General features: G+C 41.9%; 10 protein-coding genes and 1 tRNA gene. 4 read left to right on the forward strand and 7 right to left on the reverse strand.

From position 1 onward, the window contains the following. The coding region (locus ABWY16_RS11750) for an acyl carrier protein (protein ID WP_353904843.1) at positions 1-161 on the reverse strand (161 nt) is incomplete at its 3' end. Positions 162-322: 161 nt separating this feature from the next. Between ABWY16_RS11750 and ABWY16_RS11755 the strand changes: the two genes are divergently transcribed. The 3 genes from ABWY16_RS11755 (at position 323) to ABWY16_RS11765 (ending at position 2,447) form a co-directional block, all read left to right on the forward strand. Beyond that, a complete protein-coding gene (locus tag ABWY16_RS11755) occupies positions 323-742 on the forward strand; it encodes an IPExxxVDY family protein (protein WP_353904834.1) in 420 nt (139 codons plus the stop codon). Between the two features lie 140 nt (positions 743-882). Next, positions 883-2,313, forward strand: a complete 1,431-nt coding sequence (gene pyk / locus ABWY16_RS11760) for a pyruvate kinase (protein WP_353904835.1) — start codon at positions 883-885, stop codon at positions 2,311-2,313. A 46-nt stretch (positions 2,314-2,359) separates the two neighbouring features. Continuing rightward, a tRNA-Ser gene (locus ABWY16_RS11765) sits at positions 2,360-2,447 on the forward strand. A 137-nt stretch (positions 2,448-2,584) separates the two neighbouring features. Here the strand turns inward: ABWY16_RS11765 and eutC are convergent. The 5 genes from eutC to ABWY16_RS11790 all read right to left on the reverse strand — a co-directional run bounded on the left by eutC (position 2,585) and on the right by ABWY16_RS11790 (position 10,872). After that, positions 2,585-3,340 carry an ethanolamine ammonia-lyase subunit EutC gene (eutC, locus tag ABWY16_RS11770; RefSeq protein WP_353904836.1) on the reverse strand — a complete coding sequence of 252 codons (756 nt, stop codon included), beginning with the start codon at positions 3,338-3,340 and terminating at the stop codon, positions 2,585-2,587. A gap of 11 nt (positions 3,341-3,351) precedes the next feature. After that, the gene (locus tag ABWY16_RS11775; protein ID WP_353904837.1) at positions 3,352-4,728 is read right to left on the reverse strand and encodes an ethanolamine ammonia-lyase subunit EutB; all 1,377 of its coding nucleotides are present in this window, start codon (positions 4,726-4,728) and stop codon (positions 3,352-3,354) included. 2 nt (positions 4,729-4,730) lie between these two features. Next, the gene (gene eat, locus ABWY16_RS11780; protein ID WP_353904838.1) at positions 4,731-6,083 is read right to left on the reverse strand and encodes an ethanolamine permease; all 1,353 of its coding nucleotides are present in this window, start codon (positions 6,081-6,083) and stop codon (positions 4,731-4,733) included. A gap of 172 nt (positions 6,084-6,255) precedes the next feature. Further along, entirely contained in the window at positions 6,256-7,839 is a 1,584-nt protein-coding gene (locus tag ABWY16_RS11785) for a SusD/RagB family nutrient-binding outer membrane lipoprotein (RefSeq protein ID WP_353904839.1), read from the reverse strand. Between the two features lie 18 nt (positions 7,840-7,857). Then, positions 7,858-10,872, reverse strand: a complete 3,015-nt coding sequence (locus ABWY16_RS11790; protein ID WP_353904840.1) for a SusC/RagA family TonB-linked outer membrane protein — start codon at positions 10,870-10,872, stop codon at positions 7,858-7,860. A gap of 467 nt (positions 10,873-11,339) precedes the next feature. On the opposite strand from ABWY16_RS11790, the gene ABWY16_RS11795 reads away from it, so the two are divergent. Continuing rightward, positions 11,340-12,530 (forward strand): ROK family protein, encoded by a 1,191-nt coding sequence (locus tag ABWY16_RS11795; protein WP_353904841.1) that lies wholly within the window; start codon positions 11,340-11,342, stop codon positions 12,528-12,530. Between the two features lie 27 nt (positions 12,531-12,557). On the opposite strand, the gene ABWY16_RS11800 is transcribed toward ABWY16_RS11795, so the two are convergent. Next, positions 12,558-13,043: helix-turn-helix domain-containing protein (locus ABWY16_RS11800; RefSeq protein ID WP_353904842.1), on the reverse strand; the 486-nt coding region annotated here is incomplete at its 5' end.

Genomic DNA, 13,043 nt, shown 5'->3' on the forward strand with positions numbered 1-13,043 from the left:
GCTACATTGAATTCTTTTTCGAATTCCATGATAAGTTCTACAGTATCCAAAGAATCCGCACCTAGGTCATTAGTGAAAGAAGCTTCTGGGGTAACCTCGCTCTCATCCACACCTAATTTTTCAACGATAATAGCCTTAACTCTTGAAGCAATATCAGACATAATGTTATAATTTAATGGGTTAAATAATTCAGTGCAAAGAAAAATAAATTCTGACACATTTCAAATGTTTTTATTTCTCTGTCAATTTTAATGTTTTTATTCCAAACTGAAAAACAAAATTAGTTTTATAATTTCGTATCCTAAAATCTTATTCGTCTACTTTGAACAAAACTTATTTAAAACTTTCACTGGATCTCGATTTTGTGCTGATCGCAATCACCGCATCTCTGAAGGATTATGTGTTCTGTCACCAGATCAATACCCGGCTCAATTTGAATTTTGAAAAGGCAGATGATCACGAAGTTTACTTCAATGTGGATGAACCACCGCTCGCTTTTTCCAAATATTATTTTTATGTGGAGCAGGGCGACAATGAATATTTTATCCTGAGCAACCGCAACAGTGAAGGTTTTTTGATCCCGGAGATGAGTAAAGTTGATTATTTTATGATCATTCACACTTACATTGATAAAGAAGATCTCAATTATATTTTAACGGGATTAAACAAACTGCCTGATATTCAGGTTGCTGCGCAGATAGATCCCTTAAAACTCAAATCAAAAGAGAATTTGATAATGTAAATTTTATATACAAGGTGTATTAAATACACTATATTTGAAGCTTACATTATTAGTTAAATAACATAAATAACCAGACTAACATTGGTTTTTTCATATAAAACCCCCATTTTGTTGGTCAGTAACAAATAAAAGTAATTTCAATGAAACCTTTTCATTCCAGAACAAAAATTGTAGCCACACTAGGTCCTGCATCGGCTAAACCAGAAGTTTTATACAGCATGTTTAATGCCGGATTAGACGTCTGCAGACTTAACTTTTCACATGGTTCACAAGCAGATCACCAGGAAGTCCTGGACACCATCCGTTCGATCAACGAAAAATACAATTACAACGTCGGCATTTTAGCAGATTTACAAGGTCCTAAAATCAGGATTGGAAAAGTGCAGGATGGTGGAATACAATTAGTTAATGGAGCACGTACAACTATTACCACTAAAGAATGTATTGGTAACGAGGAGCGTATTTATATCACTTATAACACCTTTCCCAAAGACGTAAAAGCAGGTGAAATTATCCTTTTGGATGACGGAAAACTGCAGATGAGAGTGGTCTCAACCAACCTGGAAGATGAGGTAGTTTGCGAGGTTGTTCACGGTGGTATCCTGACCTCAAGAAAAGGTGTAAACTTACCAAATACTAAGGTTTCTATTCCTTCACTAACTGAAGAAGACCGTTACAATCTTGACTTCGTACTTGAAAATAATGTAGACTGGATAGGTCTTTCATTTGTTCGTAACGCAGCTGATATTGTAGAATTAAAAGATATTATCAAAGCAAGAGGCAAACATGCAAGGGTAATTGCTAAAATTGAAAAACCTGAAGCTATAGCTAACATTGATGAAATCATTGCTGTTTCTGACGGTATCATGGTTGCCCGTGGAGATCTTGGTGTTGAAATGCCAATGGAAGAAGTTCCTTTGCTGCAGAAAATGATTGTTCAGAAATGTATCGCAGCTTCTAAACCGGTTATTATTGCTACACAAATGCTGGAAAGCATGATCACTACGCCAAGGCCAACACGTGCTGAGGTAAATGATGTTGCTAACTCGGTACTGGATGGCGCTGATGCGGTAATGTTAAGCGGAGAAACTTCTGTTGGAGAGTTTCCACTGATCGTTATCGAAACGATGCAGAAAATCATTCAGAACATTGAAACAAACAACTATCCGTTTAACGTTGATAAGCACCTGAAACCTAAATCTGAAACATTCTTAAGTGATGCAGTTTGTGATTCAGCTACTTTCTTAGCTAAACAAACAAGTGCAGTAGGTATTGTTTCTATGACTGTGAGTGGTTATACTGCTTTCGAAATCTCAAGCCACAGACCAAAAGCACTGACTTATATTTTCACAAATAACAAGCAGTTAATTAATACGCTGGCGTTGGTATGGGGCGTTCAGGCGTTCTATTATGATAAGTTTGAGAGTACTGATGAGACTATTTTAGATGTAAATGATCAGTTGGTGAAAATGAAACTGATTAAAAAAGGAGATATCCTGATCAATACAGCTGCCGTTCCAATGGAAAGCAAAGGCAGAACAAACATGGTAAAAGTTACCGTTATTGATTAATTTGTTTTAGAAATCAAAAAAAATACTACTTTTGCAACCCCGTAATGGAGAGGTGTCCGAGTGGTTGAAGGAGCACGCCTGGAAAGTGTGTATACCTCAAAAGGGTATCGAGGGTTCGAATCCCTCTCTCTCCGCGAGTTAGCAAAGTAAATACACTAAAGCGCTTTAAACTTAAGTTTAAGGCGCTTTTGCTTTTTGACGATTTTTATGAATGAGTACCAGGCTCATTTTTCAGGTTGGTACCCATTTCGTTAATTCTACTTTCAGTGTGTTATTCCGGTAACAATCCGGCATTATCTTTCAGCTCAACCCCGGACAGTTTCCTTCTGAAAGCTTCCTGGATCAGGTAAAAGATCTTATTCGCTGCCAGGTCAAAAGTTAATCCCTGAGGTCTGATATTGGAGACGCAGTTACGTGATTCATCAGTAAGCCCGGGTCTGGGCTGGTAAGTTAAATAGGCACCAATGCTGTCGGCCGAACTCAGGCCTGGTCGCTCTCCGATGAGCATCAGGGCTAGCGTAGCCCCAAGTGCAGCGGCAATATGGTCAGATAAAGCAACCCGAGCCTGTGAGGCCAGGCATATGGGTGCCAGTTTGTACTTCATTCCTTTTAGCAGGGGCAGCAAGTCATCAAGCAAAGGAATTATATTGGAATTGATTGCCGTCGCCGAGAGTCCGTCAGCTACTATCAGGCAGATATCGAATGTAGCAGCATGTTCTTTCAGCAATTGAACATCCTGATCGGCAGGGATTCTTCCCAGATCAGGTCGCTGCAGGTATTGGTTCCGGTTCTCTGCCTTGCTGTGGATTTCCAGAACGGGTATTTCAAAATTGGCCAGGCCATTGAGCAACGCCGTACGGTCTAACTCAGAATAGACGGCATCCCTTGCGTGAGCATGCGCAAGTTTAAACTCCAGCGATGCACTTAGCGGAATGCTGTCACCTACTCTGCCAAGAGCAATGCGGGCAGCTGTAAATTCTTTGAGCGACTCCCATGAATCAGTAATTTTTACCGGAGTGTTTTCCACTATGAGACGAGTTAGAATAAATGGTCAATTAGTTTCCCTGTTAGCTGTGTATGTGTGATCTTTCCCTGATCATTGCTTATGCCCTGCCTGATGAGCCATTCTTCAAACTCAGGGGCAGGCTTTAAGCCAAGGACTTTTCTCAGATAGAGCGCGTCATGAAATGAAGTGGACTGATAATTTAACATGATATCATCCGATCCGGGAATGCCCATTACAAAATTGCAGCCTGCCACCCCCAACAAAGTCAGGAGATTATCCATATCATCCTGGTCTGCCTCTGCATGATTGGTATAACAAACGTCAACGCCCATCGGCAGGCCAAGCAGCTTGCCGCAGAAATGATCTTCCAGAGCTGCCCGAATGATCTGTTTGCCATCATATAGATATTCCGGGCCTATAAAACCTACTACTGTATTCACCAGCAGGGGATGATATTTGCGTGCTATTGCGTACGCCCTGGCTTCGCAGGTTTGCTGATCTACGCCATGGTGTGCGTTCGCAGACAGCGCGCTGCCCTGTCCTGTTTCAAAATACATTACATTCTGACCAATTGTTCCCCGCTTTAGCGATAGGGTAGCATCATAGGCTTCATCAAGTAATGCCAGGTTTACCCCAAAACTTGAGTTTGCCTGCTGGGTACCGGCAATTGACTGAAAACAAAGATCTACCGGAGCACCGTTATTGATCAGTTCTATGGTCGTAGTAATGTGGCTGAGCACGCAGGACTGTGCAGGGATATCAAACTGTAGCCTGATCCTGTCTATCAGTTTCAGTAAGTTTGTAACCCCGGCAGGGCTGTCAGTAGCAGGGTTGATACCAATCACGGCATCACCGCTACCGTAGAGCAGTCCGTCTATTATACTTGCCGCAATACCTTTAGGATCATCAGTTGGGTGATTTGGCTGTAAACGTGTAGAAAATCTGCCTTTCAGACCAATTGTATTTCGAAAGCGGGTAATCACTTCACATTTTTTCGCAACTGTGATCAGGTCCTGGTTCCTCATCAGTTTAGATACTGCAGCTACCATCTCAGGTGTGAGCCCCATTTTTAGACGTGTTATAACCGCTGTACTGGCCTGATCACTCAGCAGCCAATCGCTGAGTCCACCTACTGTTAAGTGGGCAACCAGCTCAAATTCCTTAAGATCATGATCGTCCATAATCAAACGTGTAACCTCATCCTCATCATAGGGGATAACTGCTTCCCTGAGAAAGTCCTTCAATGGTACATCCGCCAGGGTAATCTGTGCTGCAACACGTTCTTCATAGCTTGCAGCAGCAATGCCTGCAAGGATATCTCCGCTTCTCAGGGGAGATGCCTTGGCGAGCAGGTCTTTCAGGTCCCTGAACCGGTAAACGCGCTGGTGTATGGTATGCTGATAAGCCATAATTATTCTGCTGATGCCATAATCACTGCCCTTTCGAGCAGGATATCGTTGTTAATTTTTTCCTTATGTTTTCCGCTGAGTACAAACAGTAGAACAGCAATCGACATTCCCGCTAAAAATACACCGGTAAGCATCATGTTGTAATAGATGATTGCAAATAGACAGACTACACATAAAAATAGTGCTATTGCCGGGAAAACAGGGTAAAATGGTGAACGGAAAGGCCGTATAAGCTGGGGTTCTTTGCTGCGCAACAGGAATAGGCTGATCATGCTCATCATATACATCACGATCGCACCGAGTACAGATAAGATGATAACCTGGCTGGTAGTTCCTGTGAACAGCGCTGCGAAGCTCACAACGCTGCTGGCTATAACTGACCAGTGCGGGGTTTTAAACCGCTGGTTGATCCTGGCTAAGCCCTGTGGCAGATAACCGCTTCTGGCCATAGCAAAGATCTGCCTTGATGAGGCGAGGATAGTTCCATGAAAGGAGGCGATCAACCCAAACAGCCCGATACTGGCAAAGATCTTTGTTAAGCTGTTGTTTTTCCCGAGGACGATGGATATCGCTTCGGGAAGCGGGTAATCTATAGTGCTCAGCTTACGCCAGTCGGTAATTCCTCCTGTAAGGATCATGACGCCAAGTGCCAGGAACATCAGGGTAGCCAGGCCTGAGATATATCCTTTCGGAATATTTTTTTCAGGTTCTTTTACTTCTTCTGCAACCATGGCCACGCCTTCGATGGCGAGATAGAACCATACTGCATAGGGCAGAGCGGCAAATATTCCCTTCCAGCCAAAAGGCATAGGGTTACTCAGGTAATTTACTGCCTTGAAATGGGGAGCGATAATGCCCATGAACAACAGGAGTTCTCCAACGGCAAGCGCCGTGATAAAGATGGAGAAGGCAGCGGATTCCTTGATTCCTGAGATATTGATGAGAATAAAAATGACGTTAAAAACGAGGGCCGACTGTAATACGGGGATTGAAGGGTAAAGGAAGTGAAGGTAGCTGCCAAGGGCAAATGCAATAGCGGGTGTAGCAAGTAAAAAATCAATGAGTGTTGCGTATCCCGCTATTAGTCCGCCAAATGGCCCCATTGCACGGTAGCTATAGGCAAAAGCACCTCCTGCATGTGGAATGGCGGTAGTCAGTTCGGTATAGCTGAAGATGAAGGTAATATACATTACCGTTACGATCAGTGTGGCGATTAAAAAGCCAATTGTGCCGGCTACTCCCCAGCCATAGTTCCATCCAAAATATTCTCCTGAGATGACCAGCCCGACAGCTATGCCCCATAAGTGGACGGGTTTTAAGGTTCTTTTTAAGGTTTCTGTAGTTGATTTCGTCATAAGGCAAGGGTTGGAGTATAGGTTATAGCGCATTGAAATATAATGAAAATTTGCCGGAGTAATATCCTCACAACCATACATATCCAATTTGTTGCTTCAAAAAATACGCCTACAAAAAAAGGGCTTGCCATTTTTGAATGACAAGCCCTTCTTTAAGAATATCTACCTGATCTTATTTCATCCAGTAGAACTTTGTTGCTTCATTTTCGACGCCCCCAAGGAAGGCTGCAACTGCTGTATTGTATGCATTCTGACTAGACGTAACTACACTTGTAGGGTAAGTTAAACGTTTAATGTAAGTTCCCAATGGAAGCACAGGGTTTTGAGGCGACATGATAAAATATTGTTTAGGATATCCTGTACGTCTAAATTCCGACCATCCTTCAGTTCCTTCAGGGAAAACGGCAATCCATTTCTGGGTAATGATTTTTTCCAGCTTAGTCTCGAAAGCAGCACCTTCATCCCATTTTACGACATTGGTGGTTAATGCCGGGCTTGCGTAGTCAGGACGTTTCGGATCAACATAAGCAAGTTGAGTCGATGTACCTTGCAGATAAGCATCTGCACCAGCTACACCATTTGCTGCGATAGAGGCTCTTACGCCTGCTTCGTAAAATGATTGCGCGGTACCGGTACCCATGTTCCATCCTCTCAATACACCTTCAGATTTCAGGAAGTAGCTTTCAGCAACGTCAACAACCTTCATCGGTGCGGCTTGGGCAACATTGTATTTTGAGTAGTTTTCATACACAGACTTTGTTGGTCTTTCCACACCTGGCCTAATTCCTCTGTATGAACCGTTAAGAGCAGGGTCTAGTGCAGGGAGTACATACGCAGGCAGACGCGGATCGTTATAGCCTTGCAGGTAAGTAACTACTGCAGCAGATATACGTGTATCAGACCATGCATTGGTCATAGTATAGTGAGGGTTTGTGCCGCTTGGAGGAGCTACAGAGAATGAACCTGTGGCTGCATCCAGTACTCCGCCATTTGCAGTCAGGACAGCTTTCTCTGCCTGTAATTTTCCATTGGTAGGATCTACTACTGAGATTCTCATACCCATACGTAAACGCAGTGTGTTTGCAAGTTTGATCCAGTTGGTATATTCACCAACTAAAGTTGATCTGTCCCATTTCTTGAAACGGGTCTGATCTGCATTCGGATCAGCAGCTTCTGCAGCAAGCAGGTTAGCCACAGCCTTATCAAGATCAACAAACATCGCAGCATATGCCGCTGCCGGTGAATCGAAAGCCGGTTCAGCAGTATCCCCATATTTTGAATATGGGAAAGGACCGAAAGTATCTACTAGTCTTTGTCCAGCTGCCACTTTCATAATCAGTGCGATAGCATACAAATCCGGGTATTTGGTATCAAATCCTTTTCTCTTCATGGTCAGCCAGTTATTCATCACACCATTTACAGAAATGGTGTATGAGCTTTCCCAGATACCGCGGGTTACGTAGGTAGTGGTGTTTACGTTACCCAGGAAGTTACTTGGCGCTTCCAGATATCCGGCGTAAGATTCAGCCTGTAAGTTTTGCTGAGTTTGCTCTCCAGGGCTAGTGCTGATGATATTATTCATCATTACAGGGAGAAGGAAAGCCGCCTCAGCACCGTCTTTTTGAAGGTCCATGTCGGAGATATCACCCTTATCTGTATTCAATCCGTCGAAATCTTTCGTACAGGATGAGGCTGCAAAGATTAACACGCAGAGAAACAACAATTTGTAATTCATCTTATATGTATATTTTTTCATTTCTTTAATTTTTATGGATTAGAAATTTACCCTTAATGTTGCGCCTATTGATCTTGCTGAAGGCAACTGGAATGATTCAAAGCCCAGGCTGTTATTGTCTGTTGTCAATGCCAACTCCGGATCAAACGGTGCTTTTTTGTAGAAGAACAGGATGTTACGTCCTACAAGTGAAATGTTCACACTTTTAATCACTTTGCTGAATGTTGGAAGTGTATAGCCAATTGCAACCTCTCTTAATCTGATGTTGGTTGATTTGTAAGTATACTCTGTTGCAACAGCACCAGCATCTGCACTTGCTGAGATAAAGTTGTAGTAAGTTTGTGCGTTAATTAATTTGCCGTTAACCATTACACCACCGGCATCACGTGCTTCTGCTGTTCTTGGTGAAAGACCTTTGTAGTCTAACCATTGTTGAGTAGATGATGATACCAAACCACCGAATCTGCCATCCACAAGGAAAGAGAAGCTGAAGTTTTTGTATTTGAACTGGTTGTTCATATTCAGCAGGAAATCCGGGTTTGCATTTCCGATATACTGATCTGCCTGTACGGATAATACAGGAAGGCCTGTTGTTGCATCAAATTTTTGTGATCCATCCTCATTGTACTGGTAAGTTTTACCAAACAAATCTCCGTATGATCCATACTCTCTGCCGTTAAGTAAAGTACTTCCCGGACGAAGCAGGTATAAATTGGTTAACCTGTTTCCGCTCTGCAGTACAAAACGATCAGATGTTAAGAGGTTACTTAATGATTTAATCCTGTTTTTGTTTCTTGTGAAATTCACACCGGGAGTCCAGCTTACATTACCAAGTTTGGCATTGTAACTTACTGTAGCCTCGATACCTCTGTTCTGAATTGTTCCACCATTGATATAAAACTCGCTGGCACCAGCACCTGTTGGAGCAGTGATTCTAAATACCTGGTCACGTGTAGTTGCGTCGTAATAAGTTAAGTTCACGTTTAACTTATCATTGAAGAAGCGCAGTTCAGCACCAACTTCATAAGATCTTGTACGCTCAGGTTTCAGGTTAATGGTGTCAAGACCGCTGAAGAATGGAAGAGTTTCTCTTCCGTTCACACTTTCGTCGGCATTAACAGTATAGTTGGAGTTTCTTGCTGCTGCACCGAATGGTAAAGCGTTACCAACTTCTGCATACGTTGCTCTCACTTTTGCAAATGACAACACATCGTTTGGAGCAGATTGTTTGGCAACATAGGCTAAACCTGCAGAAGGGTAGAAGAATGAATTATCTGTTGTTGATGACCACTCATTTCTTGCGGTTACATCCAGAAATAATCTGTCTTTCCAGCCTAGTGTTGCAGTACCAAGTATAGATCTGCTGATTCTTTTTGTTTTTTCAGTTTCGGAAATGTAGTTTCCTGTTAAGCCTTGTAAAGCAAAATAATCTGCGTAGTATAAAGTGTTATCTGCACCATTTGTACGGTTGCCAATGGCCTGGTAAGTCAGGATAGTATTGGTAAAACCTGCAGTTGCATTTAAAGTGAAATCTTTTGATAGGTTTTTATTAGCCTGTAAAAGGATGTCAGTATACAAATCCTGACCAATGTTCACGTCTTTTCTGTAAGATCCGTTCACGCCGATTGAAGTAGGGTCACCACTTGCACCATAGCGCTGATCATTATCATAGCTGTATTTATTTACAGTAGTCCTTCCGGTGATGTTCAACCAGTCAGTAATATTGTATCTTACGGAACCGTTTACATTCGTCCGGTTATCCAGCTCATCACGGTTAATGTGGTTCAGGATCCAGTAAGGATTCTGGTTAGAACTGTGCTCATTTTTGATATATGGCCAGTTTTGGGTATTAAAACCACGTGTAGGGTTGTATACAGTACCGCCATTTGCAGCATATTGTGAAATATCTACGCCCATCGGGAATAAATACAAACCGAACATCGGACTGTTATACCATGAAGATTCGTTTCTGTTTGTAGTTTTTGTCTGGATGTAATTGATACCACCCTCAACAACTATCTTGTTATCAAATAATGAAGTGCTACCTCTTACTGTCATGTTGTTTCTTCCGAATTTGTATCCTGGAAGCATCGCTTTTGCATCTGTATTTGCATAAGAGAAATAGATTTTAGAAGTCTCAGTTCCGCTGCTGATCGATACACTGTTGATATAGTTCTGACCAGTTTGGAAAAAGTCTTTAATGTAACTGTCAGAGCCGTTGGTAATTTTAGGGCCCCAGCTATCATTGATTGGAGTTGTAGGTGCAACACCCAAAGATCCGTTTCCATAGCTTGTCTGAATTTCCGGTAAAGATACAGGGTTGTCAAATGTTGCTGTAGAAGTGAAATTTACTGCAGGAGCACCTAATTTACCTTTTTTGGTAGTGATCAGAATTACACCATTCGCTGCCTGGCTACCATATAATGCCGCAGCAGAAGCACCCTGAAGTACCTGTAAATTTTCAATATCTTCCGGGTTGTAATCAGCGAAACCACCGATTGGCACACCGTCTACAACATATAAAGGCTGGTTATTTCCAGAAATTGATTTGTTACCACGAAGTACTACTCTTGGAGTACTACCAGGACCACCAGCTCCCTGAGTAACAAATACACCGGCGGCTTTACCTGCAAGTGAATTCAGTACACTTGGACCTTTAACCTGGTTAAGTTCCTCTGAGGTTACAGTAGTAGTACTATAGGTAAGACTTTTCTTGGCGCGGGTAATACCCAGTGCCGTTACAACAACACCATCCAATGATTTTGCATCGTCAGCAAGCGTTACGTTGATCGTTCTGCGTCCGTTGACTGATAAAGTCTGACTTACATAACCGATAGAACTGAACGTAATTGTAGCATTGGAAGGAACGCTGATAGTAAATTTTCCGCTGGCATCAGTTTGGGTTCCTGTAGAGGAGCCAGTTACTTTCACACTTACGGCAGGAAGTGGAGCATTTGTAGGGTCGAGCACTGTTCCTGTAACTGTTATGTTCTGTGCAGCTACACAAAACCAGCAGAGTTGAAATAATGCAAAAAGCATGTAAAATCTTTTCATAAAACTTGTTGTTTAGGGTTTAAGTTTTTGTTTGTGGTTGAGATAAAATGTCCGTAGGATCGTAAATTTTGATTCTGTCAATTCTCCGGCTTTGGTTTTTTTGAGGATGTTTATTTCATTTATAAGTTGGTTTTTGTGTATAAAATAGACAATTAGGGATGTTTCATACCTTTTAAAACGTTTTATCGCTTTAAAAAGAGTATTGATGCTTATTCTATGAGTAAAAACAGGTGTTCTTGCGATTATTTATCTATGATTTTCAATAAAACCACAAACTTGAGAGAGTAGCGTTTAGTTAGTTTAATACTTAATCGTTTTATATGTAAAACAATAATCTAAAATAACTTTTTTTTAGTAAATTGTGTAATCTTTTTAAGAAAATTAGAAAGATTTGTGATTTTTCTCTAAAAATTCTAGCCAAGAAATAAATTATAGTTATGATGTCTCTCAGTAAAACAAAAGTGCTAGTGTCAAATAGCGAAACGATTAAATGTTTATATTATAACAAGCTGTTAACCAGTGCTGATGTAAGTAATCATATCGGTAAGAGCATACCTTACGCGATAAAAGTCTTAAATGAACTAAAAAAGAAAGGATTTGTCGAGGAGATGGGACTTGCCAACTCCAGCGGAGGACGCAAACCATTAAATTATTCCTTGATTTCTGATTCATATTATTTGGTTTCTGTGGCGATGGACCAATTTTCTGCGCGCATGGTTGTAGTAGATATGAACAATAGTTTTGTAACTGATATAATCAGGTATGAATTTGATATTTTCAAATTGCAGCCGGATCAGCTGGTTGCTTACATCAACCAGTTTATTGAAAGTACTAAAATATCGAAATCTGGTATTTTAGGAGTCGGCATTACCATGCCGGGATTCATTGATACAGAAATGGGTATCAATTATACCTATCTGCATATTGCCGGGCAACCACTGGCCGGCTATCTTCAGCAGCAGCTGGCTATACCGGTTTTTCTTGATAATGATTCAACAGCAATTGCGCTTGCAGAACAGAAGTTCGGCGTAGCAGCGCACATGAAAAATGTAATGGTACTTAACTTAGGCTGGGGAATAGGGTTGGGAATGATTTTGAACAATAAAATCTTCAGGGGCAACAATGGCCTGGCAGGAGAGTTCAGCCATATCCCTCTTTTTAAAAATGGTAAGCTCTGCAACTGTGGAAAACGGGGCTGCCTTGAAACAGAGGCCTCATTAGTCGCCGTTGCCGGCATTGCAAAGGAGGGAATCGGCAAAGGTCAGATTACCAGTTTATCCAGCTATGCAGATGTGGATGCCGATGCGATCATTGATGAAGCAATCAGAGGGGATGTGTTCTCAGTGAAACTGATATCCGAGGCAGCATATCATGTAGGTGAAGGCCTCGCTATACTGATCCACCTGATGAATCCCGGAGCAATAGTTTTAAGTGGCAAAGGCAGTGTGGTAGGTAAATTATGGCTTTCTCCAATTCAGCAGGCCATCAATGAACATTGCATTCCCCTGCTTACCAATTTCACAGAAATCAAGATCTCTGATTTAAATAATAAAGCCCAGCTGATCGGAGGTGCTGCACTGATTGTAGAGAACTTTGGAAAAGCGCTGGGGGATAAACTGGATGCAATTGAAATTGCTGCACTCAATAAGGCCAGCTAGTGCCGGCCTTATCTTATACTTTCATAGCTAAACACTCTGTAGTCCAAGTGCCCGCTGGCGGTAAGCCGTCGGTGTAATCCCTGTTTTTTCCTTAAATAATTTCGAAAAGTAGAAACTCGACTCAAATTTCAGCGTATAAGCAATCTCTTTCACAGACAGGTTCGGGTCTGATAACATCGTTCTTGCCTTTTCTATTTTCAGCTGTATACAATATTGCCCCGGGGAAAGGCCCGTATAACTTTTAAATACTTTTCTGAACCAGGAATAACCAACCTGCAGTTCCTCTGCAGCCTGCTCAGGAGAAAATGCTTTGTCAATATTGGAACGAAAGAGGAGCCGGGCCTTATTAACGAGGATTTCCCTGTCTTCATGTTCTACAGAATTCTGCTTCAAAGCAGCATGTAAGCTGCCCATTAAATGCAAAGCGGCACCCGATACCAGTGGCTGGTAACCGCTCAGTTCCGTTTTTGTCTTCTCAATAATCGTATCGAATAAATTGAAGATCTGTTCATT

Origin of the sequence: Pedobacter sp., assembly GCF_040513095.1 — a bacterium.
Lineage (GTDB): Bacteria > Bacteroidota > Bacteroidia > Sphingobacteriales > Sphingobacteriaceae > Pedobacter.

What these genes read in the sequence shown, in the direction of transcription:
- ABWY16_RS11790 (WP_353904840.1), bottom strand. Translation starts at nt 10,872, where the DNA reads ATGAAAAGATTTTACATGCTTTTTGCATTATTTCAACTCTGCTGGTTT.
- ABWY16_RS11775 (WP_353904837.1), bottom strand. Translation starts at nt 4,728, where the DNA reads ATGGCTTATCAGCATACCATACACCAGCGCGTTTACCGGTTCAGGGAC.
- pyk (WP_353904835.1), top strand. Translation starts at nt 883, where the DNA reads ATGAAACCTTTTCATTCCAGAACAAAAATTGTAGCCACACTAGGTCCT.
- ABWY16_RS11785 (WP_353904839.1), bottom strand. Translation starts at nt 7,839, where the DNA reads ATGAAAAAATATACATATAAGATGAATTACAAATTGTTGTTTCTCTGC.
- eat (WP_353904838.1), bottom strand. Translation starts at nt 6,083, where the DNA reads ATGACGAAATCAACTACAGAAACCTTAAAAAGAACCTTAAAACCCGTC.